Annotated in this window: 26 protein-coding genes and 1 pseudogene; 14 read left to right on the top strand and 13 right to left on the bottom strand. The window is 50.2% G+C overall.

Translation table 11 applies throughout. The features are described 5' to 3' along the window. Positions 1-8 precede the first annotated feature (8 nt). Complete coding sequence (gene rlmD, locus ACM1PF_RS17660) at positions 9-1,517, bottom strand: 23S rRNA (uracil(1939)-C(5))-methyltransferase RlmD (protein ID WP_416665768.1); 1,509 nt, start codon at positions 1,515-1,517, stop codon at positions 9-11. Positions 1,518-1,807: 290 nt separating this feature from the next. On the opposite strand from rlmD, the pseudogene ACM1PF_RS17655 reads away from it, so the two are divergent. The 8 genes and pseudogenes from ACM1PF_RS17655 (at position 1,808) to cbiE (ending at position 9,347) form a co-directional block, all read left to right on the top strand. Continuing rightward, positions 1,808-2,763: pseudogene (locus ACM1PF_RS17655) on the top strand (glycosyltransferase family 9 protein). Between the two features lie 17 nt (positions 2,764-2,780). Further along, positions 2,781-3,788 carry a pentapeptide repeat-containing protein gene (locus ACM1PF_RS17650; protein WP_416665765.1) on the top strand — a complete coding sequence of 336 codons (1,008 nt, stop codon included), beginning with the start codon at positions 2,781-2,783 and terminating at the stop codon, positions 3,786-3,788. A 94-nt stretch (positions 3,789-3,882) separates the two neighbouring features. Continuing rightward, positions 3,883-4,788: a tetratricopeptide repeat protein gene (locus tag ACM1PF_RS17645; RefSeq protein ID WP_416665763.1), complete on the top strand. Its 906-nt coding sequence runs from the start codon at positions 3,883-3,885 to the stop codon at positions 4,786-4,788. A 310-nt stretch (positions 4,789-5,098) separates the two neighbouring features. Further along, the gene (locus tag ACM1PF_RS17640; RefSeq protein ID WP_416665761.1) at positions 5,099-5,791 is read left to right on the top strand and encodes a response regulator transcription factor; all 693 of its coding nucleotides are present in this window, start codon (positions 5,099-5,101) and stop codon (positions 5,789-5,791) included. Between the two features lie 7 nt (positions 5,792-5,798). Next, the gene (locus ACM1PF_RS17635; protein ID WP_416665759.1) at positions 5,799-6,725 is read left to right on the top strand and encodes an alpha/beta fold hydrolase; all 927 of its coding nucleotides are present in this window, start codon (positions 5,799-5,801) and stop codon (positions 6,723-6,725) included. Positions 6,726-6,737: 12 nt separating this feature from the next. Beyond that, a complete protein-coding gene (locus ACM1PF_RS17630) occupies positions 6,738-7,121 on the top strand; it encodes a DUF2237 family protein (RefSeq protein WP_416665757.1) in 384 nt (127 codons plus the stop codon). 76 nt (positions 7,122-7,197) lie between these two features. Next, on the top strand, positions 7,198-7,935 hold the full coding sequence (locus ACM1PF_RS17625) for a phycocyanobilin:ferredoxin oxidoreductase (protein ID WP_416665754.1): 738 nt from the start codon (positions 7,198-7,200) through the stop codon (positions 7,933-7,935). Continuing rightward, a complete protein-coding gene (gene cbiE / locus ACM1PF_RS17620; RefSeq protein ID WP_416665752.1) occupies positions 7,935-9,347 on the top strand; it encodes a precorrin-6y C5,15-methyltransferase (decarboxylating) subunit CbiE in 1,413 nt (470 codons plus the stop codon). The genes ACM1PF_RS17625 and cbiE overlap by 1 nt, the downstream gene beginning before the upstream one ends. A gap of 105 nt (positions 9,348-9,452) precedes the next feature. On the opposite strand, the gene ACM1PF_RS17615 is transcribed toward cbiE, so the two are convergent. The 3 genes from ACM1PF_RS17615 to ACM1PF_RS17605 all read right to left on the bottom strand — a co-directional run bounded on the left by ACM1PF_RS17615 (position 9,453) and on the right by ACM1PF_RS17605 (position 11,838). Next, positions 9,453-10,403 carry a CPBP family intramembrane glutamic endopeptidase gene (locus tag ACM1PF_RS17615; protein WP_416665750.1) on the bottom strand — a complete coding sequence of 317 codons (951 nt, stop codon included), beginning with the start codon at positions 10,401-10,403 and terminating at the stop codon, positions 9,453-9,455. Positions 10,404-10,648: 245 nt separating this feature from the next. Next, positions 10,649-11,050: an AbrB family transcriptional regulator gene (locus ACM1PF_RS17610; protein WP_416665748.1), complete on the bottom strand. Its 402-nt coding sequence runs from the start codon at positions 11,048-11,050 to the stop codon at positions 10,649-10,651. A 644-nt stretch (positions 11,051-11,694) separates the two neighbouring features. Next, positions 11,695-11,838 (bottom strand): hypothetical protein, encoded by a 144-nt coding sequence (locus ACM1PF_RS17605; RefSeq protein WP_416665746.1) that lies wholly within the window; start codon positions 11,836-11,838, stop codon positions 11,695-11,697. A gap of 14 nt (positions 11,839-11,852) precedes the next feature. Between ACM1PF_RS17605 and ACM1PF_RS17600 the strand changes: the two genes are divergently transcribed. Beyond that, positions 11,853-12,926: a succinate dehydrogenase/fumarate reductase iron-sulfur subunit gene (locus ACM1PF_RS17600; protein ID WP_416665744.1), complete on the top strand. Its 1,074-nt coding sequence runs from the start codon at positions 11,853-11,855 to the stop codon at positions 12,924-12,926. Between the two features lie 107 nt (positions 12,927-13,033). Here the strand turns inward: ACM1PF_RS17600 and ACM1PF_RS17595 are convergent, their stop codons facing one another. The 3 genes from ACM1PF_RS17595 to ACM1PF_RS17585 form a co-directional block, all read right to left on the bottom strand. Next, positions 13,034-13,243: a hypothetical protein gene (locus ACM1PF_RS17595; protein WP_416665742.1), complete on the bottom strand. Its 210-nt coding sequence runs from the start codon at positions 13,241-13,243 to the stop codon at positions 13,034-13,036. Then, positions 13,240-14,226, bottom strand: a complete 987-nt coding sequence (locus ACM1PF_RS17590) for a calcium-binding protein (RefSeq protein WP_416665739.1) — start codon at positions 14,224-14,226, stop codon at positions 13,240-13,242. Before ACM1PF_RS17590 ends, ACM1PF_RS17595 begins: the two co-directional genes overlap by 4 nt. A 325-nt stretch (positions 14,227-14,551) precedes the next feature. Then, positions 14,552-15,064 carry a GIY-YIG nuclease family protein gene (locus tag ACM1PF_RS17585; RefSeq protein WP_416665737.1) on the bottom strand — a complete coding sequence of 171 codons (513 nt, stop codon included), beginning with the start codon at positions 15,062-15,064 and terminating at the stop codon, positions 14,552-14,554. 283 nt (positions 15,065-15,347) lie between these two features. On the opposite strand from ACM1PF_RS17585, the gene ACM1PF_RS17580 reads away from it, so the two are divergent. The 4 genes from ACM1PF_RS17580 to ACM1PF_RS17565 all read left to right on the top strand — a co-directional run bounded on the left by ACM1PF_RS17580 (position 15,348) and on the right by ACM1PF_RS17565 (position 19,210). Continuing rightward, positions 15,348-16,298 carry a D-alanyl-D-alanine carboxypeptidase gene (locus ACM1PF_RS17580; protein WP_416665735.1) on the top strand — a complete coding sequence of 317 codons (951 nt, stop codon included), beginning with the start codon at positions 15,348-15,350 and terminating at the stop codon, positions 16,296-16,298. Positions 16,299-16,512: 214 nt separating this feature from the next. Continuing rightward, positions 16,513-17,367 (top strand): heme-dependent oxidative N-demethylase family protein, encoded by an 855-nt coding sequence (locus tag ACM1PF_RS17575; protein ID WP_416665733.1) that lies wholly within the window; start codon positions 16,513-16,515, stop codon positions 17,365-17,367. A 16-nt stretch (positions 17,368-17,383) separates the two neighbouring features. Further along, a protein-coding gene (locus ACM1PF_RS17570; protein ID WP_416665731.1) for an IS1 family transposase occupies positions 17,384-18,087 on the top strand; the annotation gives its coding sequence in 2 pieces (ribosomal slippage) (positions 17,384-17,719 and positions 17,722-18,087; 702 coding nt in all). A gap of 94 nt (positions 18,088-18,181) precedes the next feature. Continuing rightward, complete coding sequence (locus ACM1PF_RS17565) at positions 18,182-19,210, top strand: glutathione S-transferase family protein (protein WP_416665729.1); 1,029 nt, start codon at positions 18,182-18,184, stop codon at positions 19,208-19,210. Positions 19,211-19,322: 112 nt separating this feature from the next. Here ACM1PF_RS17565 and ACM1PF_RS17560 read toward each other — a convergent pair whose 3' ends face one another. Beyond that, the gene (locus ACM1PF_RS17560) at positions 19,323-20,468 is read right to left on the bottom strand and encodes a glycosyltransferase family 1 protein (protein ID WP_416665726.1); all 1,146 of its coding nucleotides are present in this window, start codon (positions 20,466-20,468) and stop codon (positions 19,323-19,325) included. 597 nt (positions 20,469-21,065) lie between these two features. Between ACM1PF_RS17560 and ACM1PF_RS17555 the strand changes: the two genes are divergently transcribed. Next, positions 21,066-21,989, top strand: coding sequence for an EamA family transporter (locus tag ACM1PF_RS17555; RefSeq protein WP_416665723.1), 924 nt, complete (start codon positions 21,066-21,068; stop codon positions 21,987-21,989). A gap of 71 nt (positions 21,990-22,060) precedes the next feature. Here ACM1PF_RS17555 and ACM1PF_RS17550 read toward each other — a convergent pair whose 3' ends face one another. From ACM1PF_RS17550 to ACM1PF_RS17530, 5 genes are all read right to left on the bottom strand, one after another. Further along, positions 22,061-22,438 (bottom strand): DUF423 domain-containing protein, encoded by a 378-nt coding sequence (locus ACM1PF_RS17550; RefSeq protein ID WP_416665721.1) that lies wholly within the window; start codon positions 22,436-22,438, stop codon positions 22,061-22,063. 50 nt (positions 22,439-22,488) lie between these two features. Next, positions 22,489-23,283 carry an E3 ubiquitin ligase family protein gene (locus ACM1PF_RS17545; protein WP_416665719.1) on the bottom strand — a complete coding sequence of 265 codons (795 nt, stop codon included), beginning with the start codon at positions 23,281-23,283 and terminating at the stop codon, positions 22,489-22,491. A 14-nt stretch (positions 23,284-23,297) separates the two neighbouring features. Further along, the gene (locus ACM1PF_RS17540; RefSeq protein WP_416665717.1) at positions 23,298-23,639 is read right to left on the bottom strand and encodes a (2Fe-2S) ferredoxin domain-containing protein; all 342 of its coding nucleotides are present in this window, start codon (positions 23,637-23,639) and stop codon (positions 23,298-23,300) included. Continuing rightward, positions 23,639-24,112 carry a 2TM domain-containing protein gene (locus ACM1PF_RS17535; protein ID WP_416665715.1) on the bottom strand — a complete coding sequence of 158 codons (474 nt, stop codon included), beginning with the start codon at positions 24,110-24,112 and terminating at the stop codon, positions 23,639-23,641. The genes ACM1PF_RS17540 and ACM1PF_RS17535 overlap by 1 nt, the downstream gene beginning before the upstream one ends. A gap of 279 nt (positions 24,113-24,391) precedes the next feature. Further along, the gene (locus ACM1PF_RS17530; protein ID WP_416665713.1) at positions 24,392-26,617 is read right to left on the bottom strand and encodes a TolC family protein; all 2,226 of its coding nucleotides are present in this window, start codon (positions 26,615-26,617) and stop codon (positions 24,392-24,394) included. Positions 26,618-26,994 lie beyond the last annotated feature (377 nt).

Below are 26,994 nucleotides of genomic sequence, written 5' to 3'. Positions count from 1 at the left end.
CATTAGAGTTAAATTGACTCCGAAGCTTGGCGAGTCAGAAAAGCAGCGCATTCAACGTGGGCCGTCTGGGGGAAGAAATCGGCAGGTTGAACAACGGTGAGGGTATAGGTATTGCCCAGAAGCTTTAAGTCGCGGGCCAGGGTGGCAGGATTACAACTCACGTAAACAATCCGATGGGGTTGAATGGCGTGCAGGGCATTAATGACCGATCGATCGCAGCCCTTCCGGGGAGGATCCAGGAGCACAACATCTGGCGTTACAGATAGGCTGGGCAAGAGTTGTTCAACGCTTCCCGCTTGAAAATCAACATTGTTAATTTGATTCAGAGCTGCATTGACCTTGGCTTGCTCGATCGCCTCTGGTTGAATTTCCATGCCGATCGTCCTTTTCACCTGCTTTGCCAGGGGTAGGGTCAATGTTCCCACACCGCAGTAGGCATCCACCAGAACCTCATGCCCCTGGAGCGATAGTTCTGTCTGAATGAACCGGAGCAGGGATTCAGCTTGCTCTGTATTGACCTGAAAAAAGGTGGTGGGCTGAATTTGAAAGGTCAGTCCAGCAAATTCTTCATGGAGATAGGGTTGACCTGCAATGCAGTGCGTTTCCCGTCCAAAAATTGCATTCGTGCGATCGGGGTTGAGGTTTAAGCAAACGCCCACTAGAGTGGGATACCGTTCCAGCCACACCTCAGCTTGCTCGTCCAAACCCTCCAGGGAGCTTTCTTTAGAAACCAGGGTGAGGAGCATTTCCCCCGATCGCCGCCCGATTCGTAACCCCAAATGGCGCAGCTTTCCCTGGTGTTTGGCTTCGTTGTAAATTGACCAGCCCCGTTGCTGAATCTCTTGTTTGATTTCTGCCAGGAGAGGATTAAGTCGTTCATCCTGAATGGGACACTGGTTCAGGTTAATCAGTTGATGGCTGCCTTTCTGGTAGTAGCCTGCCTGCACCTGTCCCGTGGTTGTCGATCGAGATAGGGGATAGGTGGCTTTGTTGCGGTAGTGGAGGTGGGGGGAGTGGGGGGAGTGAGGAGTGAGGAGTGAGGAGTGAGGAGTGAGGAGTGGGGAGTGGGGAGTGGGGAGTGGGGAGTGGGGAGTGGGGAGTGGGAGAAGAGGGTTGACCGGGGGATGGGAGAAGCCGCCGATGCGTTCTAGATCTTGAATGATTAAATTTTGTTTGACTGTTTTTTGATAATCGTAGTCAATATGCTGCCACTGACACCCGCCGCACTTGTCCGCCACGATGCAGCCCGGTCGGATGCGATGGGGAGAGGCTTGCAGCAATTCATGAATTTTGCCGTGGGCATATTGGGGTTTCACCCGAATCAAACGAACGAGCAGCCGATCGCCTGGTGCGGTATCGGGGACGAACACGACTCGTCCGTTCGATCGTCCTACGCCCTCCCCATTATGGTTCAGATCGCTAATTTCAAGTTCGAGGAGTGCCCCCTGCTGCCAGATGGCTTCTGATTCGGAATTTGGGGTTTTGAATTTTGGATTCTGGGTTTCGGATTCTGTCACTTTAAGATTCTTCAAATTGCAAACTCTAATTTTTGGGTTACACCTGTGGTGTTGGGACTGGACTGGTCTTGATCGTTCCCTTCGCCTCCCAGCGAACCTCTGAAATGGGCATCCAGACAGCGAACAACGGCCACCCTGCGTCTACTGCATCCTTCAACTTTCGACTTCCGGCTCCTGACTCCTAACGCCCCAAATTTCAGCAAATCATACAATAACGTGAAACCTGCTTCAGATTGGGGATGCATTCCCCTAAAATAAGGAGCGATATTCTCGTAACGAAATATTTCTATATGCGAGTAGTAGCTCTTGTCCCCGGTGGGGTTGATGACCAGATCCTGTTCTTTCCAACCCTGGATAGTCTCAGGAAAAAGTACCCTGGTGCTGAGATTAATGTGGTCGTCAGACCCGCAGCGAAGGCGGCGTATCGAGTGTGTCCGTCGGTCGATGAAGTTCTCACCTTTGATTATAAAGATCGAAACAGTCCGGCTGATTGGGCCAACCTGCTCGGGGTGATGCGCGATCGCTACCACGATGCTGCCATTATGGTTGGGCAGGGGTGGGGAACAGGTTTACTGCTCTGGTTATCTGGAGTTCCGGTGCGAGTGGGTTATGGCGGCGGTGGGGCTGGGATCTTTCTCACGGACGCAGTTCCTCTGAAGTCAGATCAGTATTTGGCAGAGACCTACCATGATTTGTTGCAGGGGTTGGGAATCTCTGAATCCAGTCCTGAACTGGCAATCAGTATTCCTAAGTCTGATCTGGATTGGGCAGAAGCTGAACAAAAGCGGCTGGGAATTAGCAGTTACGTGCTGATTTATGGTGGCGGAGGTCAACTGCTGGGAGAGGAAAGTGCTGGGGATCGTTATCCGATCGAACACTGGCAGGCGATCGTTCAAGATTTTCGGCAGCGTCAGCCCGATCTACCTCTGTTGGTCATCCAGGATCCCAACGATGTAGAATTTGTGCCCAGCTTGCTGGCGGCTTGCCCAGACTTGAAAGTCACCCAACCCAATGACATCGGTAAGTTGGCTGCCATCATTGCCGGAGCAAACCTGATGCTGTGCGTCAATAGCGTTCCCATGCATTTAGCGGTGGCACTCCAGGTTTACACATTGGCAATCTTTGCGCCGAAAATCCTCAAAAGTTTTTGCCGGAAAACGAGAAATTTCAGGGAATTTATACCCCCTCGGGAAAAATTGGCGATGTTAAACCAGAAACCATTCTCGCTAAAGTTTGGGGCGGCTAGTTAAACTGGAGCCTGTAATGGGTATTCAACGAGGCAATATCATGGCTGCCGTCACCCTGGATCGGCGTAATTTAAGGGCTTTCTTAATCCTGTCCGTTTATCTTGCCCTGTTAGCGACCTTGGCGGGATGGGCCGTTTCCAGGCGGACGGCAAAGGTGAATCGCGTCAGTCGTCTTTTAGCGGAAAAGGCCTGTTCCAAATGTGAACTCGATGGGGCTGATTTGCGGACAGTAAACCTGGAGCAGGCAAACTTAGGAGATGTAACGCTGCGGGGAGCTAATATTTCAGAGGCGAACTTGAAAGGCGCATTTTTACATCGGGCTATCCTCAGTGAAGCCAATTTTTACAAAGCAAATCTGAATGGAGCGGCTCTTAGCGAAGCAATCTTGAATGGGGCGATGCTGAATGAAGCCAATCTCAGCGAAGCTAATTTAAGTGAAGCGTATCTGGGAGACAGTACCTTACAGGATGCCAACCTGATAGATGCTGACTTAACGGGGGCGGATCTCACCCGGGCGAACTTGATGGGTGCAGTTTTAAGGGATGCAAACTTCAGCAATGTCAATCTCAGTAGAGCCAATCTTGTAGAGGCGGATCTGCGTCGAGCCTATCTGGGTGATGCCAACCTGCGAAATGCCGATCTGGATGGAGCTAACCTATCCAGAGCAACGCTACCCAGAGCGGATTTAACCCGAGCCAGACTTACGGTGATTAATCTGCGAGAAACTAATTTGAGTCGGGCTAATCTGAGCCGGGCTGATCTGAGTCGATCGGATTTAGCAGAGAGCTTTCTGGCAGAAGCGAATTTGAGCAATGCAACTCTACGTGGAACCAATCTGGTGGGGACGAACCTGGCGCGAGCAGACCTGACTGGAGCTGATCTGACCAGAGCAATTTTAGTAGAAGCAAATTTGCGTCGTGCCAACTTAACCGGGGCCAATCTTGAAGGGGTTGATCTGAGTACGGCTCTCCTTTGTCGGACGACGATGCCCGACGAGACGATCGAAAATCGAGATTGCAATTAGTAAACTAACCCAATTCTGTGATTCATTTCTGCTGTTCCACACTACAATTGCTTGGCGAATGGAGAGGGATAGGTACAGAAGGAGCAGAGTGAATATGAGCCGAGGTTGGAAATGGACGATCGCCTACTTAAGTCACGTTGGCTTGGCTTTGCTCATCGCTGCGGTTCCTTCGGTGGGGTTGGCCCAATCCCTCCCTACCCTCAGTATTGATGCTCAGTCGGAAACCTCAACCGCTGAAGGTCAGCTAAATCTGGGACTCCAACATATTCAGCAGGGACAGCTTGATGCGGCGATTGAAGCGTTTCGGCAGGCGATCGCACTGAATCCTGGTATGGCTTTGGCACATTACAATTTAGGGCTGGCTCTGCGGCAGAAAGGCGATCTACAAAACGCTGCCAATGCCTTCCATCAAGCCATCCAGGCACAGCCTGATTTTGCCCTGGCCTACGCCAACCTGGGAGCCGCATTGATGGAGGGCAATAATCTTGATCTGGCTTTGCAATATCTAGAACGATCGGTTTTGTTGGATCCGAATTTAGGAGTGGGTCACTATAATCTGGGGCTGGTTCGCCGCATGCAGGGTAATGCTCAAGGGGCGATCGAAGCCCTCCAGCGGGCGTTACAGATCAGCAATGCTCCCGAATCTGCCTACCATTTAGGCATGACCTATCTCCAGTTAGGAAATGTTGATCAGGCAACTCAAGCCCTTCTACAAGCAGTCACAATCAACCCTAACTACGCTGAAGCTCACTATAGCCTGGGAACCATCCTGTACGAACAGGGCAGACTGGATCAGGCATTAAATGCGTTCCGGCGATCGGCAGAGTCAAATCCCAATTACCCCAATGCCTACTTTGGTGCAGGTTTGGTATTCATCAGCCAGGGGCAGGGCAGCGAGGCGCAACGAGTTTTACAACACGCCAGAGATTTATTTGCAATGCAAGGAAACTCGCAATGGGCCAGGAGTGCCGAACAATTGCTGTTGCAGGTAAGAAATTGAGCCAGCGTCTTGCACCAACTCTCTATAAGGTTGTACATTATGCGACCCCTCCCAACCTTCCCTTGATCAGGGGAAGAGCTGCAGGCGGTGGGGTGGATTCTGTGCAGTATTACAAAGATAGTCTTGCGAGCTATGGTTCCTGGAGGCAGAAGTCTCGCCAGCTTGAAGCAGCAATAATTGATTAGTATGAGAGAGATGAGGCGATCGGGAATTATCTCAACTCTCGTCAGCATATTTGGGAAAAATACGCTTGCAAAGAATTGAACCTATAATTTCCTGTGTTTGAAGTAAACCTTACGAAGGAAGTGCAATGGCAGGGCAGCTATTGTTAGTTGATGATGAACCAGGTTTGCGGGAAGCCGTCAAAGCCTACCTGGAAGATGAAGGATTCACCGTACACGTCGCCAGTAATGCGCGTGAGGGTTGGGATTTGTTGCAGCAAACAGCCCCCGACTTAGTCATTTCCGACATCATGATGCCGCAGGTGGATGGGTATGAGTTCCTCAAGCAAATGCGGGAAGACCCTCGCTATCAAGCCTTACCTGTGATTTTTCTCACGGCACGCGGCATGACCTCCGATCGCATTCAGGGCTACGATGCTGGGTGTGATGCTTATATTTCCAAGCCGTTTGATCCCGATGAATTAGTGGCGATCGTGTCCAGCATTTTGAAGCGACGGGCTGCTGCAACTCAGACGAGTGGAGATGGAGAAACCCCCGATATTGCCGATATGGCTCGGCAGATTGCCGAAATCAAAGCCATGCTGTCTCAACGCGGTGGCATTCCTCAAACCCCTGCTCCGATCAAGATTGACTTTACCCCCCGTGAGCAGAGCGTGCTGGAACTAGTGGCAGAAGGCTTGATGAACAAAGAAATTGCCCGCCGCTTAGAGACAAGTGTCCGTAATGTGGAGAAGTACGTCAGCCGCTTATTCAGCAAAACAGGAACCAATAGCCGGACGGAGTTGGTGCGGTATGCCTTGGAGCATGGGTTGACGAAGTAGAGTGCTAATGGGTAATGGGATAGTGGTGGGCGATCGATTATCTCGGTTGGGGAATCAGCGGGATTGGGTATGGCGAGGGTGGCAGGTGCGCTATACCTTTTTGCGGCCAACGTCGCCAGGCAGATCAGATCATCCCCCCTTGCTGTTTTTGCACGGGTTTGGTTCAGCTTTGACGCAGTGGCATGAGAATTTGCTGCCCTTGAGCCAATCCCATACGGTGTATGCGCTGGATCTGGTCGGGTTTGGGGCATCGGAGAAGGCCGCAGCTCCCTATAAGGTAGGCTTTTGGGTGGAGCAGGTGTATGAGTTCTGGCGTACCTTTATTCAGCGTCCGATCGTTCTGGTGGGTCATTCTCTGGGAGCATTGGTGGCTCTCACAGCAGCAGCGATGCATCCTGACATGGTGGAACGTCTGGTATTGTTGACCCTTCCAGCGGCCCGGCAAGAGCTATTGCCGCAGCGCATTCAGGCAGTGGTGGGGGAAGTGGAAAGTTTGTTTGCCACCCCGCTGTTGATTACACCATTGCTGTATCTGATCCGCCGTCCCAGAGTGATTCGGGCTGTCTTGCGATCGATCTACATCAATCAAGAACGGGTGACGGAAGAACTGGTGCAAAACTTTCTGCTGCCAGGCTACGATCGCGGGGCGGCCAATGTTCTGTACCGCCTGACGAAAGCCAGAACCCAGAATGATTTCAGCTTTCGGACTAAGGATTTATTATCCCAGGTGCAAATCCCAATTCTGCTGTTGTGGGGGAAGGACGATCGAGTGATTCCGCTGGATTGGGGGCAGCAACTTCCTCCCCTGAATCCGAAAATTAAGCTGGTGATCATTCCCAATGCGGGTCACTGTCCCTATGATGAATGTGCGGACTGTGTGAATGGGGAAATTCAGTCATGGTTGGGACTGGCAGATCAGCAATTTAATATCTAGTCAAGAGGTTCTATGGCAGAAGCAAGAAATGTACTGGGTCACACCCTGGAAACCTGTTGCACTTCCCCGATGACAGGCTTTTATCGGGATGGCAAATGCAACACCGGGGCAGGAGACATGGGGGCGCACGTTGTCTGTGCCCAGATGACTGAGGAATTCCTGGTATTCACCAAGGCCCAAGGCAATGATCTCAGTACGCCCATGCCCATGTATGATTTTCCAGGACTGAAACCGGGCGATCGCTGGTGTTTGTGTGCCTCCCGTTGGAAGCAAGCTCTGGACGATGGTATGGCTCCGCCTGTGGTACTATCTGCGACCCACGCTTCGGCTCTAGAATATGTGTCGTTGAGCGAATTGAAGCAGTATGCCGTCGATGCAGAATCATCGGCTGAATAGAATCAGCAGCAGAACTTCGTTTCTCTAACCTGCTGTCCCCAATGCTTAAAGTTAAAAACTTTGAATATCAAGTGTCATGACATCTTCTCCCGTTACGTCTATCCGAGAACAACAACATCCCCTGATTCGCAAGTTGGCAGAGACGATCGAAACGGTCTGGCAAACTCACCTGGAGTTGTCGGACTATCAGCTACCGGAGGATCTGGGTTATGTGGAAGGGCGGTTGGAAGGCGAAAAGCTCGTGATTGAGAACCGCTGTTATCAAACGCCTCAGTTTCGCAAACTGCATCTGGAACTGGCAAAGCTGGGGGCTGGTTTAGATATTCTGCACTGCGTCATGTTTCCGAACCCAGAATATAATCTACCGATATTTGGCTGTGATCTGGTGGGTGGCCGAGGGCAAATCAGCATGGCGATCGCCGACCTATCTCCCATCCAGCCCGATCGATCGCTCCCAGAGAATTATCAATCTGCCCTCAATGCCCTCCCTCACCTGGAGTTTTCCCAGGCCCGTAGCCTTCCCGACTGGGGGAGTATTTTCTCTGAGTTCTGTGTCCTCATCCGCCCGGGCAGCCCAGAGGAAGAAACGCAATTTTTAGATCGGGTCAGGGCATTTCTGGAAATTCACTGTCAACAGGCAGTGGCTACTCCTCCAACCCCCGATCGCCGCTCTACCATTCTGGCTGGTCAGCTTCACTACTGCACCCAACAACAGCAAAACGACAAAACCCGACGAGTTTTGGAAAGGGCGTTTGGTGTGGAGTGGGCCGATCGCTATATGACCACCGTGCTATTTGATACGCCCAACGTGTAATGATTGGCATTCATGTGATTGGTATTGGTTTGGACGGCACAGCCGGCTTGACTGATTCCGCCAAATCCATCATCGATCGCGCGACTCTCCTGATTGGCAGCACTCGCCATCTCAGCTATTTTCCTGATCATCCTGCCGATCGTCATCCCCTGAGCGATTTCCACGCCGCCATTCGTTTAATTCGGCAGCGGATGCAGGCAGATGAAGCTTCAGGATCTCCAGAGCAGCCTCTAGATCAGCTCCTAAACCAATCCCCAAACCAATCCCCAAACCAATCCCCAGACCAATCCCCAGACCAATCCCCAGACCAATCCCCAGACCAATCCCCAGACCAACCCTCAAACATCGTCGTTCTCACCTCCGGCGATCCGCTATTTTTTGGGTTGGGACGCTTACTGCTGGCAGAACTTCCCCCAGAAAGCCTGACCTTTCATCCCCACCTGAGTTCAGTTCAGTTGGCCTTTAGCCGGATCAAACAACCCTGGCAAGATGCCCGCCTCGTGAGTGTGCATGGTCGATCGTTGGAGGAATTAGTTCAGGCTTTGCAGCAAGGGGTGAAAAAGATCGCCGTTTTAACGGACGGAACCAATACGCCCCAGGTGATTGCCCGACTGCTGTTGGGGTTGGATTTACCCGGACAGTATCGACTCTGGGTCTGTGAGAATCTGGGGAGTGAGCAGGAACAGATTGAGTCCTTTGCACCCGAGAATTTGCCCGATCGCAATTTTTCAACCTTAAATGTTGTGATCTTGCTGCGAGAAGCAAATGCCCCTCAGGAGAAATTAAACTTACAGGAATTGCCGATGTTAGGCGTTCCCGATCACCACTTTCTCAGCTTCAGCGATCGTCCTGGCTTGATGACTAAGCGAGAAGTCCGAATTCTGGCGTTAGGCGAACTGGCCCTGCAACCCCAACAGGTGATTTGGGATATTGGAGCGGGAACCGGATCGGTTTCCATCGAAATGGCACGATTATTCGCCAATTCTCAAATTTATGCGATCGAGCAAACGGCGGCAGGAGTTTCCCTGATTCAGCAAAACAGCCAGCGATTTCAGGTTCACAACGTGACTCCCGTTCACGGCAAGGCTCCCCTGGTTCTGGAAACCCTACCTCCACCCGATCGCATCTTTATTGGCGGCAGTGGCGGTAATTTGGTGGAAATTCTCCAGTTTTGCTGTCAACGGCTATCTCCTCAGGGGATTTTGGTGATTGCGCTAGCCACCCTGGAACATCTCACCCTGGCATTGGATTGGCTTCAGTCTGAACGAGAATCATCTCTCCTATCTGAACCAAGCTCTGAGCAATGGCAGCACCATTTACTGCAAGTTCAACTGGCGCGATCGATCCCCGTCGGTTCTCTCACCCGGTTTGCACCCCTGAATCCCGTAACCCTCTTAACACTGACCCATTAATTCGATCGTCCGTCCATTGCTCTAGATGGTTCGATCCCCGATACCGCTTGTGGGGTAGATACCTGATCCGCCCCGTTCACCTGATGGGGCAATGCAAGAGCCAACTCACGCTCCACCTGCTCCCGCGACTCCCCAAAGGACTAAAGCGGTTATCAGCAGAAACAGTAGCCCCATCAATCCGGCCAAAGGTTTCCCACCAATACCTGTCAGCCACTCTGGAGCTTTGCCTGTAATCTCCAATGCCCGAGTCGTGTCTAAACAGGCGATCACCCAGACCCAACCTGCATGCAGCCCAGAAGCCAATCCTAAACTGCCGTCGTTTGCCCATCGCGCCAGGCACAGTACCACCCCCATCAACCAGAGTCCTGGTAACTGTGGAATATTCTCGCGGCCTTCCCAAACTAAATGCAGTACGGCAAAGATCAGGCTAGCGATCGCTGCTGCCCAAACGAGGGCATAATCCTGACCTAGCTGATTCAGCAGAAAGCCCCGAAAAATCAACTCCTCGGTCAGACTAATCCACAGAGCCAGCACCAGCGTTGTCAGGACAAGATTCAAGAGCGACTTGAGGGAGAAAGTTGGGCGATCGAGGCTCTCAGCTATCTGATGGTCTGAGGGTTCCAATCCAGGCTCTGGTGAAGGTTCGGGTAAAGGTTTTGGACTGGGGGAAGACGGAAGCGGAGCAAGCATAGACGATCGAAATTTCTGCCAGCCCAGCCCACACTGAATGCCAAACAACGTCAGCAATCCCAGCACTCCCAAACCCCAGCCGAGGAAGAGCGATCGTAAAGTATCACTACTCCAAACTAAACCGTAGACCGAGAAAGATTGATTTTCTAATCTTGCTGCTCCCCACAATACCGCAGGTGCTAAGACATAAAGCGAAGCGACCAGTGGCAGCTTCTGGGAGGCAGAGGTTCCCTCTCGAAACGGGTGCCACTGCAAAAATCTTCCTAACGGGATGGCGATCGGTAACCAGAGCAGCAGCCAACCTAAGAAGAATGCAGCAATTTTAATGAGGGCAGGGAGGTTGGCGAAGGCAATGAAGGCAGGCAAAATTCTAAGTGACAGCCAATGATCTCAATCAACAAGTTCAATCAGAAACGCGAAACGGTCTGGGTTCGTCAGTGTGGGTTCGTTAGTGACTATTTTTACACGATCGGTCAAATAAGCACATTCAATAGAGTAGTTCAATAAAACCCTATCCAAAAACCCCATAGGAGATTGGGGCAATTCCAAAAACTCGACTAAGGGTTCGGATAGGCAATAAATACAAATGTTTTACAGATGTTTCGGCACAACTAATCCTCATCAGATTCAAAAGAATCATCGCGGTCATTATCCACTTGAATCAGATGAATATGCTTGTAGCCCAACTTGATTTCAAACTCATCCCCTGGCTTTAAGCCCATTTTCTCGGTGTAGGTTGAACCAATAACGATCTGCCCGTTCTTGTGTACACTAACTCGATAGGTTGGTTCACGCCCCCGCCCATCTTTTGAACCTTCTGCATCCAGAGTCGTACCTTTTGCCTCCAACAGGGCCTCAAAGAAGTCCGCCAGATTAACACGGGTTTGGCTATTTTTTCCAACCGTGTAGTACCCGCAACGCCTTGCTTTTTCTCGGCGCGGTAAGTGGGAGAGTTCTTTTACCTTTTGAAGGAGGGCTTTTCCCGTTAATGGAGTCGGCGCAGATTCAGTCATTGCTTCTAAAAATTCCTTGCAATTTCCAAGGGTAATTATTGAGGGTGAGATTGTCCCTACCTGTACATTTCTAAGAATATAACTTTAAACCCACTCATTTCATAGGCTGTCACTATTCAATGTTGAAAATAAACAAACTTATTAAAATACTCCACCAACTTTCACCCAACACAATTGAAGTTCAACATTTTGATATTGATATTTCTCTGTTGGAGAAGACGGGTTCCCAGATTTGTCTTTCCGAAATTAGTCTGCCCCAAATAGTCTGCCCCAGATTAGTTTGGGTCTATCTGATTATTAACTAGCTTAAATAAATGTCATACACGATTTTTGCCAACTGTCAATTGAGAATTTTTTTGGCAAAGAACCTGTACATTCTCTGGTACAGCAGTAAAGTGGAGAATCAGGGTAAATCTGATCTTCCAGGTTGACCGTTATCAGCTTCGTCTGCCTTAATTGCCCCGGCTTTTCCTGCCAAAGATGGTTTTGTTTTCCTGGCGACGGATCTCGATTCAGCCTCAACAATTTTGCTGATTGCTATAAATTCTTCAAATTCCTCAGAGAGGGTAAATTGATTAATGCTGAGTTCCTGTAACGATTACAGCAGTAGAATCTTCGCATAGATTTAAGTTTCTCTAAGTTATTTATCTAACAATCCAGAGCCAGAGCCGGAGGCATACCGGGGTAATTCCTTTTGATTCCTGGTTCAGCCGCATGGGCCAGTCATTGGTCATGCAGGACTGCGCCTCAACTTTGGATTTAGACTGGGAAATAGGATAGTCACCCATTGCCACAATCATTTATGCAAGTTCTCTTTAAAGTTGTCCGACAAAAAACCCCTGAGTCTGCGCTACAGATCCAGACCTACGAACTTGATGTTGAACCTGGGAACACAATTTTAGACTGTTTGAATCGGATTAAGTGGGAGCAGGACGGTAGTTTGGCGTTTCGGAAAAACTGTCGGAATACCATCTGCGGCAGTTGTGCGATGCGCATCAATGGTCGATCGGCTCTTGCCTGCAAAGAAAATGTGGGGGATGAACTGGCACGGCTTCAGGCGATCGCCTCATCCACGATCAGCAATCCATCTACCCAGGACTCACCTCCAGGAGAACCGGCGACTCCCGTCATGACGATCGCTCCCATGGGCAATATGCCTGTGATTAAAGACCTGGTAGTGGACATGAAAAGCTTTTGGGACAACTTGCAGGCAGTTGATCCCTTTGTGGCGACGGGAGCCAGACAGATTCCAGAACGCGAATTTTTGCAAACGCCGGAAGAACGCGATCGGTTAGACCAAATGGGCAACTGTATCCTCTGTGGAGCCTGCTACTCCGAATGTAATGCCCGCGAGGTCAATTCTGATTTTGTTGGGCCCCATGCCCTGGCCAAAGCGAATCGGATGGTGATTGACTCTAGAGATAGCCAAACTGAAGCCCGCCTGGCTCGATACGGTCAGGGCACTCAGGGGGTATGGGGCTGTACGCGCTGTTACTACTGCAATGCGGTCTGCCCGATGGATGTGGCTCCGATGGATCAAATCGGCAAGATTAAGGAGCAAATTCTCGATCGCCAGGATGATCAGGCCAATCGTTCGGTACGCCATCGGAAGGTTTTGATTGAACTGGTGAAACAAGGCGGCTGGATTGATGAGCGGCAATTTGGCGTAAAAGTCGTGGGGAACTCCTTCCGGGACTTCAAAGGACTGATGAGTCTTGCACCCCTGGGTTTACGAATGATCGCTACAAGAAAATTCCCCCTGACCTTTGAGCGATCGGAGGGCACAGAAGAAGTGCGATCGTTAATTGAATCGGTTCAACAATTAGAGTCTGAAGTGCAAAACAGCAAACCTATAATTGAGCAGCCTTCACCCTAAATCCCTTTCCCCATCAGGGCGATCGGATATGCAAAGATCGGGTGGCATCAGACAGTGGAACCCTGTTACAAAAGTAGGATGCTCCCTTGAGCAAACCAGTACCCTGATCAAACAAAAACAAAATCATTGAAGGTGAACACCGTCGGACTGACATTTTCCACGATCGCTAGTCGCTGCGATCCCAGCCGAATCACGGTATCGTTACCCCTGGGTACGATCGTCAATGCGCCAAAGGTGAGGTCATCTGCCAGTCCGATTCGGTCTTCCCCTTTGCGGAAGTCCCCAATGATGGCAAATCCTCTGCTCCGCTCGATCACAAAAATATCTCGATCGCGGCCCCCAGCATTCGATCGCGGCCAGCACCACCGATCAACACATCTCGACCGCGCCCCCCGACCAGGAGATCATTGCCATTGCCGCCAATTAGCGTATCATTGCCAGCCTGACCCTCCAGCGTATCTCGACCATCGCCGCCATTGAGTTCATCATTGCCCCGCCCTCCCAGCAGCGTATCATTGCCCTCGTTGCCAAACAGCACATCATTACCGCTCTGACCCTGCAATTCATCGTTGCCGAGGCCACCGGATAGGGTGTCATTGCCATTGCCGCCGATCAGCAAATCATTGCCGTCATCACCAAACAGGACATCATTGCCGTTGCCACCCCGGATCGTGTCATTGCCACTCCCGCCGGAAATGGTGTCATTCCCGTTATCCCCGTTTAGCTCATCGTTGCCACTGCCCCCCTGAATGTCATCATCCCCTTCACCGCCGGAAATGGTGTCATTCCCTTCATCGCCGCGCAGGGTATCGTTACCTCGATCGCCCCGAATCCGATCATTGCCACTGCCGCCAAAAATTAAATCATCGCCACTTTCGCCATTAATATCGTCATCGCCGCTATCGCCCCGAATGGTGTCATTGCCATCCCCACCCCGCAGGACATCATCCCCCGTTCCCCCTCGGATGCTGTCACGGCCCCGACCTCCCAAGATTGTGTCATCGCCGCTGCCGCCCAGCAATGTATCGTTGCCATCTCGACCTTCAATTCGATCGTTGCCGCCGCGTCCATCCAGGCGATCGTTTAAGTTAGTCCCCCGCAGCGTATCATCCCCTGCAGTGCCGACTCGGCTCACACCATTGTTGACTGTCCCCCCCAAAAAAGTATTACCCGTCGGCTCACCGAACAGGAGATCCAGCAGGTTCGTGGCTCGGCGACGAGGGGTGGGCAGGGGTAGAGGCAAAATAATACTGGTCAAATTTGTCCCTCGGAATAGGGAGTCATCAGTTGGGTTCAACACGGTTTCTCCTGAAATGAATTCCTAAAAGTTGACTTGAGTTAATGTAAGAAACCAGGGAATGCCTGCCGTTGCGGACGCTGCTCGATCGCATCTAAAACCGCAGACCAGACATCATCAATTCCAAAATTTTGTGGAGCTGACTTGATTATGGAATCGAATGGCTGATATGTCTTTAGACCAGGTGGGTGATATTTAGTTCCATCTCTGAACAATGAACGAAATATGACCCTGAACTATTTTTCTTTTGTCCCAATAAAGGGCGTATCCCAAATAGCCCAATTTTCTTTATTAAAAGGCGATCGCCATTTTTTAATCAGAGCCGATTCTAATCGCTGACGCGGCCGAGTTTGGCCGGAGCCTCTGCCCAAAAACCGATGTTCACCGTGACTGAAAGTTGATGTTGACGATGGGCTGCCACGTAATTCAATAAATACCGTTTACAGTCATGTTCGCCTTTCCAGCGTTGATTAGACTTTACCGTTTCCCCCACGTACAGCAAAATTGGTAGCTCATGATCAATCACAAAATATAAGGCGGCTGTCCCCGTATCGCTGAATTTCGATCGCCAGAATTCCGTGTTTTGTTGAGGTAAGGTGAAGGGATTGATGCAGTCTGGATTGGTTTGAGCAGTTTGATCAGACGAAGTAGAAAGGTCAAACAAGGTACCCTGCTGAGTCAGGGAATTGACCTGAACCTGCTGCTGAAATTCAAAAATCCGCTGTTTCCAGGTTTGTAAGGCTTCACGGCTCATTTGCAGCGACTCAGCTCGCGGTTTTACGCTGTACGTTGCGGACAGCTCGGAGGCTGAAAAGAGGGAAGTTTGTTCAATTCTGGTCACGGTAATTCTCGGTTACAGTCTGGGTTATCGGCTCGGCTACGGTCATGTTTTTACTGACAACGTTCTAAATCGACGCAAGATAGGGCAACACCTGGAAGATTTTGACGGTATGGGCATGATGCTACGAGGTTTCTGACGATCGCTAAGGTTAGCACAACTCCCCTCAGGTTGATTTCGTGAAACAAAAATCTGCATAATTGTAGTCTTGAAAACAAAGCAGCATTCCCTAGTTTTTTCGGTTTCCCCTGTTTTTCCAATTGAACTTGCTGTGGAGTTATACCCTGTGAAACATGTTAAACGCCTGCGATACGGCTTGCTGTTTGTCGTTTGTTTTTGTGTGGTGACGTTTGGAGGATTAGCGAATAGCAGCTTGGCAAATCCATCGATCGTCCCTGGAAGTGAGAGGGTTCGGAGTGAGATCGAAGCCGTTCGCCCTAGGATGGAAGTGGCTCAGGCAACCGAACGCCCCATCGCTCCAACGGGTGATTTTGTCCGCGATACCTTAGCTGCCCCAGTCATTTGCCCCGCCCGCTTGGGTGTGCTCATCGACAATATTATTGATCAATCGACCGTTTCGGCGGGACGTTGGGGAATCGTTGCTGAGTCTCCCTTTTCCTCAGAACCCCTCTACAGCCGTAATGCTGAGGATTTTTTGATTCCTGCATCCAACATTAAGCTCCTGACCACAGCGGCTGCTCTGCAATTGCTGGATGTGACTACGCCCAGTAGTCGATCGTCCCTGGAATACCGAATGCGAATTATCAATGGCAATAGTGACAACCCATCGGCGGATGCCCTACTGGCTCAGATCGGTGGAACTCGCTCCGTTCAAGACACCCTGCTGCAACTTGGCATCGATCCAGGCGGCTATCGTCAGGTGGATGGGTCAGGACTATCCCGAAATAACATCGCTCAACCCAAAACCTTCGTGAATTTGCTAAAAGCCATGCGATCGGCGGCCGGTAACGATATTTTTTACAACTCCCTCCCTGTGGCAGGAAGCACCGGCACACTACGCAATCGCTTTCAGGGAACTCCCGTTGCAGGTAAGGTTCACGCAAAAACTGGAACTTTGAATGGAGTCAGGGCTTTATCGGGATACCTGGAACATCCCGAATATGGAGAAATTGCGTTCAGCATCGTCGTGAATCAACCCGGACAGTCTGGAGCGATTTTGTTGCAGGCGATCGATCAGATTGTGGTGCAGTTGGCAAGAGTTTCGATGTGTGGATGAGGAGTGAGGAGTGAGGAGTGAGGAGTGAGGAGTGATGTAGGGGCGAATTGCATTCGCCCACGTAAGGCATAAGAGTGGGGAGTGAAGTAGGGGTGAATTGCGATCGCCCGCGTAAGGCATAAGAGTGGGGAATGAAGTAGGGGTGAATTGCGATCGCCCGTCTAAAAAATCAGAATGAGGAATAAAGTATGAGGGAAGGTGCATTAGAGGCAGTATGAAACCGATCTATCTTCCCTTTAGCAGTCCTCGCTGGCATCTCAAGCTGGGTTTGCAGCCGTTGAACCTGGCGAATTGGATTGAAATTGATCAGGAGTTGTCAGATTATCTCAGGCTGAAGGCAGAACTCCTGGACGATCGCCGTTCTGAAGTGTTGGGAGGTTTGCCGGGCAGTGAAGCCGCCCAACGGGAAGTTTTGGATTTGCTGCTGGAGCATCTCCCCCAACGGTTTCCGGAGGTATATCAGCTTGAATCCGATCGCATGATCAACTTGCAAACTCAGCAGGTATGGCGGATTTCTGACTTTGCTGCCCGGCCCTTAGAACTTGCAGGACGATTGGTGCAGGAAGATTTGTGTTTAATGCAACCGCGTTCAGAGGAGTATGTTCTGGTGGCTGGATCGGTTTGCTTTCCATTTCACTGGTGGTTTCCTGAAAAACTAGGACTGCCCCTGGCTCAAATCCACGCGCCTGTACCAGAATACGATACGAAATTGAATCGCCCGGTGAACAACTTTTTCGATCGCCTCCAGCTTGATCATCCCGGTTATCGCTTGAACTGGGGATTAGTAGACAGTCCTAATCTGTGTCTGGCAAACCATCAGGCAAAACCCCTGGATTCAGAACTTTCTGTGAATGCGATCGGAGATTCTTTATGGATTCGAGTGGAACGCCAAACGTTACGTAGATTGGCAAAAACGAATCATATTTTGTTCACGGTTCGGACATACATTTATCCTCTATCCATCCTGGAACAATACCCAACCATGGCAAAGAACTTGCTTCACACGATTCAGGAAATGCCATCTGGGATGCAGCAATACAAAAAATGGCGTTGCATAATTGAAAGATGATTTAGGGTAATCTGCAATGCAATGTCCAGAGTGTGGGGCTACTCATATCCGTAAAAACGGTAAGAGGAAAGGTAAGCAAAATCACATTTGTGTCGCTTGTGGTCGTCAGTTCATTGATACCTACGACCCGCATCGAGGGTACTCAGACGAGTTCAGACGCGAATGCATCAAGATGTATCTCAACGGCTCTGGGTTTCGAGCGATCGAACGGGTCAAAGGAGTACACCATACCACGGTCATTACCTGGGTGCAGCAGGTCGCAACGCGCCTGCCGGACGCCTATGCACCGGAAACGCCCCCCGAAGTTGGAGAACTCGACGAATTGGAAACCTTTGTCGGCTCAAAAAAAACAAGATTTGGCTATGGACAGCCGTTGACCACTTCAAAAAGGGAATTTTAGGCTGGGTTCTGGGTGACCATAGTGCTGAAACCTTTGTCCCGCTCTGGCAGACTGTGGCGGACTGGAACTGCTATTTCTACGTCACTGATGGGTGGTCGGTGTATCCCGGCTTCATTCCCGATGGCGATCAGATTGTCAGCAAAACGTATATGACTCGAGTTGAAAGTGAGAACACTCGCTTGCGGCACTATCTGGCTCGACTGCATCGCAAAACGCTGTGCTACTCCAAAGCCGTAGAAATGCTGGCTCACTCTATTCGGTTGTTACTTCACTACCTCAGGTTTGACGATGTTCCAGTTCCTCCGAGGTTCATCTCTTGATTCAGCAACGCCCAAAAAATTACCATCAATTCACGACAACTTATGCTGCTATCTCGATCGGATAAGCTAGAAGCAGAGTAGATGGGTGAATATCATGCCAAAGCTTACCTCACCTCTGAAACGGGGGCGATCGCTGCCTCCAGGACTGGTGGTTCGCACGGGGAAGTTTGTTTGGACAACGCTCTGGCAAATTATGATGTCCAATCTTGCACCCCGCAGCCCCAAGGGAGAGTACATTCGTCCAGCCAGCCAGTTCCGGCAGTCGATTAGCCCTGAACCTGGCAGTCCCTATCCGCCTGTGAGCGGACGATACACCCTTTTCGTTGGACTTGGCTGTCCCTGGGCCCACCGAACCCTGGTGGTGCGGGCCCTTAAAGGTTTGGATGCGGCTATGCCGATCGTGATTGCTGCTCCATCGTCCGATCAGGGTATTTGGGTGTTTGAGCAGGCGCAGGAAGGATGCCGATCGCTACCAGAACTTTATCAGTTAGCGGAATCTGGCTATCAGGGACGATCGACGGTTCCCGTATTGTGGGATAACCAGACGAAGACGATCGTGAATAATGAAAGCGCAGAAATCATCGTGATGCTGAATTCTGCCATGAATGAGTTTGCGGAGCATCCAGAACTGGATCTATACCCAGAAGATCTACAGGATTGTATCGATCGCTGGAATGACAAGATCTACCATGCAGTGAATAATGGAGTCTATCGCTGCGGTTTTGCCCAAACCCAGGAAGCCTATGATATTGCCTGTCAGGAACTCTTTGCTGCTTTGGATGAACTGGATGAAAAATTAGCTACAAATCGATACCTTTGTGGCGATCGGGTGACGCTGGCAGATGTGCGATTATTCACCACCCTATTTCGCTTTGACATTGTGTATTACGGGTTGTTCAAATGCAATCGTCGCCGTATTCAGGATTATCAGCATCTGGGGGCTTACCTGCGCGATTTGTATCAACTGCCTGGAGTCGCCCAAACCTGCGATCTGGAGTCCGTAAAACGCGATTACTACGGCAACTTGTTTCCCCTTAATCCAGGGGGCATTATCCCCAACGGGCCGGATATTACCAACCTTTTGGAACCCCACGGGCGGGAGCAGATGGGGATATATCAGTGAGCATAATGCAGATGTTAGGTCGTAACAGAATGCCGCTTCATTGACCACCAGTGAAACTTTGTTTTCCGTTCCTTCCAAAAATCTGCTATACAGCTCTATACTGCTGCTTCGATCAGGCAACCTTATCCGGTGAACCTTGTTTTGGCGGCTGGAGTTGACCAAAGTGCCGCTTCACCAGAATTCCGTTCAACCGTTCAGCAATGTATTTACCGATCGCAGTTTCAGAACACCTATTCTCCCACCACTCCAGGGTCTGTTGATGAAGAATTTGCATGAGTTCTTCATCGTTTAATAATTTCTGTAAGACCAATTCAAGGTTATTCCAGTTAGCAATTTGAATCACAGGCGCACCATCATAGAACCATCGAGGTGGTAGCAGTTCAGTAATAATGATGCAGCCATACCGCATTGCTTCAAAAAATCGGTAGGTTTCTAATGTAGTGCCCCTCGGAACCAGACACACTTTTGTGTCCATCATGTTCTGTGCGTAGCTGTTTGATCCAACCTCAGAAGACGCATCTGCAAAAAAAGCATTGCACGCCAGTTGAATGTTGTATTGTGGATACTTTGCTTTGAACTGCTCCAGGTTCGACACCATTTGCTCTCTAGACACCGCTTTGGGAGTTTTACTCCAGTACCGCAGTGACCATACTGGATAAACGTGGTTCACAACGCTTCCATCAAAGAAAACGTCATACCGCCGAGAGTATACATTTTTGATAGGTAAATCTTCTGAGTTAAAATATCCAGGCGGAATATCATAAATGGGGGCTAGATCCTCGGTAGTAAAACATAACCGTTTTACCTTCCGAAGCCAGTAGTTTAACTTTAATGGTAGGCGAATCAACAGATTTTTAAGCGATTGCCCAAATACCAGTATTTTATAGCGAGAAATCTTTAATATTGGTCTATATTTAAAAACTTCCTGGCGAATTTGGTGGATACCGTAGCACTTAAAAATTGCGCCTACTTTGTTATGGTATTTGGGAATTCGGTAAAATTCATCTCCTAAAATCAGGACGATAACATTGTCACCATAGGTAGGAAGCTCGTCCATTTCAGTCATCGTGATGTAGAACGTAAATCCGCCCTTTTGCAGGTTTTCCTCCACTGCCTGCATCACCTTACGGAAATAGCCTACAAATCCTCGATTACCAGAGTCAGTTTCGTAAATGTCCCAGGAAATCAGTTGTTTATTAATGTATAGAAAATATTGATTAGGCTCTCGATCGCCCAAAGTCGAGAATTGAAGTTTCATAAAGTTTCTCCAATGGCAAGTTTACTAAGGAGTGGGAGTGACCAATAAGCAACAAATGGAATCAAACTTCTAGATCAATATAGAAAAGATCCAATCAAAACCTGACACATCAAAGAAAGCTCTCTGAAGCAAAGATTCGACTTTATTTTTATTGAAATTATTGGGTAGACGGCCTGAATCAGGTTGTCAGTTCAATGCATGAACGGAGTGAATATCAACTACACGTCAGGAGAATAATCATGCCAGCATTAATCCTGTTGCACTAATTAATATTAAAATTAGCAATAATCAATACCTGGATTGATCAAATGTGAATAATCAGTATCCAGGGCTTTGTTTTGCAAAGCTTTAGATATTTAAAGCTGTAGAAGGTAAGGTATTCATTTTAACTGTGTATTCTAGCAGAGCCGTTTAAGCAAAACCTCTTTAACGCCTGATCCTTCACACAAAATTCACAACTCCAAGGCTGAAGCCTGTTTGCGGAACAAGGGGATAGGAGAATACACGGAGCTGTTTGAGAACTTTCACCCAATAGCATGATTCCCCGCTCTCTCGTTAAGGAAGAGACTGGAAGAGTTTTTCACCTGCTACCTAGCCATGTCATCCAACACATCAGGGCATCTCGTCGATCGCCGCTCTAGCGGGTTGGGCCTGGCAGCCATTGCTCTGGCCGCTACGTTATGGGCGATCGCAGCGATCGTCGCCAGCAACCTATTGCAGGGAGGCATATCTCCATTTGAATTAACCACCTCCCGTGCGGTCATTGCAGCAGGTGGACTGGCCATCGTCAGCCGGGTGGTACAGTCTTCCCCTCGGCGAATGAATTGGCGGGTGTTGCTGTTGGGCCTGTCGCTGGCAATGGTAACGGCTACCTATTACATCGCAATTTCCCGGTTGTCCGTTGCAGTGGCGATCGTGATTCAGTATACGGCTCCCGCTATCGTCGTAGCGATCGAAGCTTTGAAACAACGACGGGTTCCACCCTTGACTACCATCACCGCCGTAATGGGAGCGATTGCCGGGGTAATCTTGTTATCTGGACTGGGAACCGATGAACTTCAGATCGACGCTCTGGGATTAATGGCAGCCGGACTGAGTGCCCTGTTCTTTTGTAGCTGTACCTTGTTGAGCGAATCCGTTGTGGACACCTATGGGGCGATCGGGGTCATGTATCGCGCTTTTCTAATTTCTAGTCTATTTTGGGTCGCGTTTCAGTTCTCCCAGGGATTCCCCACTGCAATCTTTTTGCCAGAAAATCGGGTGGACGTTTTATTTGTTGGCATCGGAGGCACCCTCATTCCGTTCTGCCTCATGTGTTGGGGGATTCAGCAAGTTCGAGCTGAAAGAGGAGCGATCGCCGCTACCCTGGAACCCGTGATTGCCGCAGTGTTGGCCTGGCTCTGGCTGGGACAAACCCTGAGCATCCTGCAAATGACAGGCGGAATTCTGGTCATCACAGCGGTGGCATCGTTGCAAATTCATCAAGCTATCCGTAACCATCAGGCGAATTTGAACGGTTAAGGCTAACGAACGGACGGGGGAATGGCAAACGGAATTCCCTATTCCTTGGACGGACGAATGGCAATTCGCCCCTACTTGACTCCCCAAACCCCGATCGCCAAACAGATCCATCCGGCGATGAAGGCGACTCCGCCCAGAGGTGTGATGGCTCCCAGAATCTTGATACCAGACAGACTGAGGGCGTACAGGCTACCGGAAAAGAGCAGGACTCCAATGATAAATGCGATCCCTGAAGCGGTGAAGAAGGGGGATGCAATTTCGGATTGACTCAGCAGAATACCCACCAGTAACAGGGCCAGCGCATGATACATCTGATACCGCGCTGCCAGATCAAAAATTTCTAGCGATCGTTCGCTTAACCGTTCCTGGAGAGCGTGAGAGGCAAAGGCTCCGCCTGCTACAGACAAGCCACCGAGAATCGAGCCGAGGAGGAGAAAAAGTTTAATCATTAGAGTCTTTCATTCAGCAACGCCTACTTTTGCCGTAGTCCGTACCGCAGCTATTGCAATATACCAATAACGAGCAAAATTACTCCGATCGCCCCGCAAGCAATCATGGCATACATCCCATTCTGAGCGCTCTGGTCGGCAGACCTGGTGAGTTCCTCCTCTGATTTCAGGGAGATGATGAACCGCTTGCCTGCTTCCGTTGGTTTCAAGAGGGTCAGTTGCTGTCCACTGTCAGATACTGCCCCCAACACAAAAATCCGCCGCTGCAAAGGCAGAATGGACTCGGTGTAGCGATAGCCGATCGTCCGACGACGATCGCCAAACCCCACCTGCCGGGAAAACTGCCCGAAGGAAATAGTGCCACCGATCGCCTGTTCCGGACGAAATTCATCCAGTACTTTAACCGTTTCAATATTGGCTCCATCGGGGTTCACTTCGATCGCGCCCTGCGGGTCTCTCAGCCAGAAAGGAACAGACTGCTGATTACTGGCAACAACTTCAGAACCCCGTCGGGTTTCGGTACGGGTCTTGCCGCTGCTGTCTTTCTCGGTCACGCTCTCCTCATACTCGCGCTTCACCGTCATGGTGTAATAGACGCAAGGTTCCTGCCGCAGTTCTGAAATCAGGGGACGATCGCACTCAATCACCCCTGTCACCTTCACATAGTCTCGCCAACTGCCACCCCCAATTTCCCTGGCGATTTCCCCCGACAAGTGACTCAACTCTGCCGTTGTCATCAGTTCTGCTGAGCGAATCGAAAAAGCTTTTTGGCGTTCATTTCGATGAACAAAGAACAGAACCACGCCGATCGCAATGAACACCAGTCCTGCAATAACCCATCCCATCCCGGCACCTTCCGTCAAACCTGATGATTGATATCGTAACCGTATGCATCTGGGCGGGGATGAAATCGAGGATGAAGCAGCGACTCAACCGGCTGGTCTTCATACAAATGCTGCTGCACAATCTCAGGAATATGACTGGGCTTAATTCGGCAATACCAGGTTTGATCTGGCATCACTCGCACCGTGGGGCCAGAGGCACACTGCCCCATGCAGTCACTGCCATTGACAAAGATATTGTTTGGCACGGCCGCCCGCAGCGTTGCCAACACTTCTGCTGATCCGTTTCGCGCACAGGAGCGATACTGGCAAACCAACACACACCGACGCTTCGGTAGCGGTGTTGCAGTCTCTGCCATTAGCCCAGAATCCACTGATTGAAGCGATTGAGCACGGTAGAAACCGATCGCTTTAACTGCTGCCGTTGCCGCCACTGCTGAAATGCTTCATCAAATTCTGGATCACCAACGCGATAAGTTCTCCAGGCATCCAGCGCAACTCCAATCCCCCAGGGAATTGCTATGTATAAAATCCAGGTTCCGCCAGTGATTAGATTCAGCACCAGCAAGAACGTATTCACAATTAAGTACTTAGCAAACCGCCGATGAAAACGGCTGCGTCGGAGACGAATGAACTGTTCCCGCTCCTCTAGCTCACCTCGGCGAACAAACCATTCTTGCTCGGCTGCCATCAGGTCATCCGGTGAAATGTTTAGCTCTGCGGCGATCTCAAAGAGCTGCGATCGAGTCAGTTCACCTGCTTCAGCCTGGCGATCGATCGCTATTTTTAGAATTTGTTGGGCATCTTCGGAGCCGTATAGATCCGTCATCATTGCTGTGAAGTTTGCTGTGAAGTTTGCTGTGAGGTTTGCTGGGGGCTTTAGATCAGAAAAGTTAGGGAGTCCAGGTGTAACTTTCAGAATTAGATTTTAGAAATAGAAATTTCGGTGCCTAAGAGTCTAAGCACTTTAATTCTACGGCTGTTTACAATCCTAGCATTCCTCTTTCAGACAGAATTAGGGCAGAAAACCGCACAGCTTCATAAATCGCAACAAGGAATGGGTATTCATTTATCTGGGTTAAACCAATACCCACTCCCCTGTCCGTTGATTTTAGGGTGCTTCGTTCAGGAACCCTTCCGGTAAGTTGCTGACTGCCCGTTGCAGGGCAACCAGGGCGCGGTTGTAGTTGAGGATAGCTTGCAGGTTGTTGAAGCGCGATCGAGTTAATTCCGTTTGCGATCGCAGCACATCCGTTTGGGTGCCAACCCCTGCCTGAAAGCGGAGACGGGCTAAACGCAGGGCTTCTTCAGCTTGTTGAACTGCCAACGCTGTAGTTTGAATATTCTCAAAGTTGGCATCCAACTGCGAGTAAGCCTCCTCAACCTCCAGCCGAATCTGATCCCGCACATTGGCAAACTGAGATTCCGCAATGGCAATATTGGCCTCGGCTTGGCGCGCCTGGGCCCGGGCTTGTCCCCCATCAAACAGTCTCAGGCTCACCCCAAGCTGCACCTGGAAGCTGGAGAGGAACCCAAAGTCCTCAGCAATGGAATCAGGATCACTGGCCAGGGTGTTGTTGACTCCGTATTGAGCAGAGAGGTTAACCTGTGGCCCAAGCTGCGCCAGGGAAGCCCGGCGATTTCTTTCAGCAATTTCCCGTTGAACCAATTGCTGCTCCAGTTCTGCCCGATTTCTGAATGCCTGCACGATCGTTTCTTCCAGGGTTAGCTCCCAAACACCGGCCACTTCTACGGGTTCTGCCGCTGCTAATGTTACTGATTGAGACAGGTTTAACCGTTCGACCAACCGCCGTCGAGAAATTTCCTGTTGGCTTAGCTGGTTCCGCAAATCCTGCTGGGCATTCGCCACATCTACCTGAGCCTGAAGCACATCAAACCGGGTTCCAACTCCGGCTCGTTCTAGTGCTTCCGCATCCCGTAAGCTGCGATCGGCTTCATCCAGGGCTGCCTGGAAAATCTGCACCTGTTCATCGGCTGCCTGGAGATCGTAGTAAGCCTGGCTAATTTGCAAAATCAAATCTTCCGTTGCACTTTCCACTGAAAGTTCCTGGAGTCGCACCTCGCGTTCCGCTGCCTGAATAATTGCCGATCGCCGTCCAGAGGTGAAAATTGCGTAGTTGGCCTGAACTGCGCCCCCTAAGCCCAGACTGGTTTGTAACTGGGTGCCATCGGCTTCCTGTTGTCCAGTCAATGGATTGAACTGGGTGTCTGGTTGCTGGCTGCCCTGAAGCGTCAGATCGGCTCCTACATCAACCGTCGGGAAATTCGCTGCTTCCGCTTCTCGGAGGGCTGCCTGCGATCGTTGCAGTTCCAGTCGAGTCCGTTGGAGTTCTTCGTTGTTGCGGATGCCAAGTTCGATCGCCTGAGCCAACGTGATGGGCTGAGTCCCAACAATCTCTACCTCTGAGGGGTCGGTAGGGAAAGAGAGGGGATTGGGATCGGGATCAAGATATTCCAGAGATTCAGGAGACACTGTAGTCCCTGTTGGAGGTGCTGCTTCTCCGGGGGTTGGAGCGGTTTCAGGGGACTCAGCATCGGGAGGCACAGTATCAGGTGAGGCAGGAGGAGCCGCATCATCAAGAATCTGGGCTGGCGGTGTAATCTCTTCCTCCAGATCGATCGTCTCTTGCTCCAGTTCAGTATCAACCTCCTGATCGTCCTCTGGGGCGGTTCCGGCTGCTCCCTCCGGCGATTGTTCTGTACCAGAATCTTCAACATCCGCCTCAATATCAGTTTCAACCGCATCCTGCAACTCAGTCCCAGCTTCGCCTTCTACCGGAGATTCTACAACAGGTGCCTCTTCTGCGGATTCAGCTTCTTCAGCACTTGTCTCTGCAGCGGGTTCAGCTTCAGCCTCGCTTTCCGGTGAAGCCTCCTCAATCGCTTCAATTTCTTCCTCTAAATTTGCTTCACTTTCTGGTGAGACAGGCAAATTCTCCTCGATCGCACCCTCTACCTCAGGTTCTTCGCTCTCTGCTAAATTAGATTCCTCTGAGCTAGACTCCTCTGGGCTGGATTCTCCTGGCTCTGTTTCCTGAGCTAGTTCAGCCTCCGCAGGTTCGGACTCCTCATTCGTCAGGTTTAATTCCAGATCAACTTCTTCTTGGGTTGCCTCGTCTGCCTGGGCAAGTAACCATGGCTCGGTTTGCTTTTGTTGCAGTGAATCAACGTTAGAGACATTAGAGCCGTTATTTTCCTGTGAACCAATAGATGGCTTATGAGTCAGGGGTTCAGGTTTTGCAGTCGCCGTAGTTGCAGAACCAATCGCAATCGCTGCGCTGATTCCCACAACAATTAAAGGATTTGAGGATTGCATACGTTAAATCTCTCACACCAGAAAAACTCGTAACCAATAAAATTATTAATCCTTTAGCAGAATACTAACTGATTAACAGCCTTGGCAAACCATCCAACTGGTTAATCCTCAGCCTATTTAGCTACTAGATTGCTGAAAGAAGTAAAGACTTGTCAATATGGCTAAACTTTAAAGTTTTTCTATAAACTCTGGCCGATCGGTGGCTATGTTATGGAACGGTGGAGGTGAAAAAGGGATCAACCATGCCTGGGGCAATGGCATGGGCAACAGTCATGATGAACTAAAAGCCGAAAACTTTTGGTGATTTCAGCTTGTTGCCATCCCCTTTGCAGTAGAATAACGTCTTGTGGAATTTCCTGCTGAAGCTCCTCATCCTC

This window comes from Egbenema bharatensis FJBBOT/2019, from assembly GCF_048077055.1.
Lineage (GTDB): Bacteria > Cyanobacteriota > Cyanobacteriia > Elainellales > Elainellaceae > Egbenema > Egbenema bharatensis.
This window is presented reverse-complemented; position numbering and strand designations above follow the sequence as displayed.

Coding starts and splice junctions, on each gene's coding strand:
- ACM1PF_RS17650 (WP_416665765.1), top strand. CDS start 2,781: ATGGGTATTCAACGAGGCAATATCATGGCTGCCGTCACCCTGGATCGG.
- ACM1PF_RS17645 (WP_416665763.1), top strand. CDS start 3,883: ATGAGCCGAGGTTGGAAATGGACGATCGCCTACTTAAGTCACGTTGGC.
- ACM1PF_RS17640 (WP_416665761.1), top strand. CDS start 5,099: ATGGCAGGGCAGCTATTGTTAGTTGATGATGAACCAGGTTTGCGGGAA.
- ACM1PF_RS17635 (WP_416665759.1), top strand. CDS start 5,799: ATGGGTAATGGGATAGTGGTGGGCGATCGATTATCTCGGTTGGGGAAT.
- ACM1PF_RS17630 (WP_416665757.1), top strand. CDS start 6,738: ATGGCAGAAGCAAGAAATGTACTGGGTCACACCCTGGAAACCTGTTGC.
- ACM1PF_RS17625 (WP_416665754.1), top strand. CDS start 7,198: ATGACATCTTCTCCCGTTACGTCTATCCGAGAACAACAACATCCCCTG.
- cbiE (WP_416665752.1), top strand. CDS start 7,935: ATGATTGGCATTCATGTGATTGGTATTGGTTTGGACGGCACAGCCGGC.
- ACM1PF_RS17610 (WP_416665748.1), bottom strand. CDS start 11,050: ATGACTGAATCTGCGCCGACTCCATTAACGGGAAAAGCCCTCCTTCAA.
- ACM1PF_RS17605 (WP_416665746.1), bottom strand. CDS start 11,838: ATGGGTGACTATCCTATTTCCCAGTCTAAATCCAAAGTTGAGGCGCAG.
- ACM1PF_RS17600 (WP_416665744.1), top strand. CDS start 11,853: ATGCAAGTTCTCTTTAAAGTTGTCCGACAAAAAACCCCTGAGTCTGCG.
- ACM1PF_RS17575 (WP_416665733.1), top strand. CDS start 16,513: ATGAAACCGATCTATCTTCCCTTTAGCAGTCCTCGCTGGCATCTCAAG.
- ACM1PF_RS17565 (WP_416665729.1), top strand. CDS start 18,182: ATGCCAAAGCTTACCTCACCTCTGAAACGGGGGCGATCGCTGCCTCCA.
- ACM1PF_RS17560 (WP_416665726.1), bottom strand. CDS start 20,468: ATGAAACTTCAATTCTCGACTTTGGGCGATCGAGAGCCTAATCAATAT.
- ACM1PF_RS17555 (WP_416665723.1), top strand. CDS start 21,066: ATGTCATCCAACACATCAGGGCATCTCGTCGATCGCCGCTCTAGCGGG.
- ACM1PF_RS17550 (WP_416665721.1), bottom strand. CDS start 22,438: ATGATTAAACTTTTTCTCCTCCTCGGCTCGATTCTCGGTGGCTTGTCT.
- ACM1PF_RS17545 (WP_416665719.1), bottom strand. CDS start 23,283: ATGGGATGGGTTATTGCAGGACTGGTGTTCATTGCGATCGGCGTGGTT.
- ACM1PF_RS17540 (WP_416665717.1), bottom strand. CDS start 23,639: ATGGCAGAGACTGCAACACCGCTACCGAAGCGTCGGTGTGTGTTGGTT.
- ACM1PF_RS17535 (WP_416665715.1), bottom strand. CDS start 24,112: ATGATGACGGATCTATACGGCTCCGAAGATGCCCAACAAATTCTAAAA.
- ACM1PF_RS17530 (WP_416665713.1), bottom strand. CDS start 26,617: ATGCAATCCTCAAATCCTTTAATTGTTGTGGGAATCAGCGCAGCGATT.